Origin of the sequence: Alteromonas sp. KUL106 (genome assembly GCF_009811415.1) — a bacterium.
Lineage (GTDB): Bacteria > Pseudomonadota > Gammaproteobacteria > Enterobacterales > Alteromonadaceae > Alteromonas.
This window is the reverse complement of sequence record NZ_BLIG01000076.1, coordinates 1-520: the sequence shown is the minus strand read 5'-3', so window position 1 is coordinate 520 and position 520 is coordinate 1. Positions and strand designations below refer to the sequence as shown.

General features: G+C 39.4%; 1 protein-coding gene. It reads left to right on the top strand.

Translation table 11 applies throughout. The features are described 5' to 3' along the window. Positions 1-11: 11 nt before the first annotated feature. Complete coding sequence (locus GVO63_RS19265) at positions 12-470, top strand: hypothetical protein (protein WP_159582054.1); 459 nt, start codon at positions 12-14, stop codon at positions 468-470. Positions 471-520 lie beyond the last annotated feature (50 nt).

Below are 520 nucleotides of genomic sequence, written 5' to 3'. Positions count from 1 at the left end.
GTTAGGTGCCAATGTCAAAATTTAATATCTCAATCCTATTAATTATGTTTGGCCTAGCGGGCTCTATCTGGATTCAAATTCAAATTGATGCTGAGGTTCCTAAATTAGAAGAGTATTCGGTAGTCTCAAGTTATAAACCTGTAAAGTACAATACTCGAAAAACAAACGGTAAGCCAAGCTACGAAATAACCTCATTTACCATATCAGACGTAGAGTTTGTTATTACAGACAACAATCCATTCTATAGTCATGTTTTATCAGCGTTAAACGCCGGCGGTAACCTTCGCGTTTGGTTCAAGCCCACAGATAACTCAACAATGATTTATCAACTCTCACAAAATAATAATATAGTGGCCCCATTTGACAAATTGGTTTATATCAATGGGTATTCAGGAAGTGGAGCGGCGGCAATTCCCATATTACTTGCTATAGTTTTCGTTTTTTCGTGGTATCGCAAAAGTGGCACCTAGCAAAAAATTAAGCCACTCACTCCGTTCACTGGGGCGCATACACGCGGGGC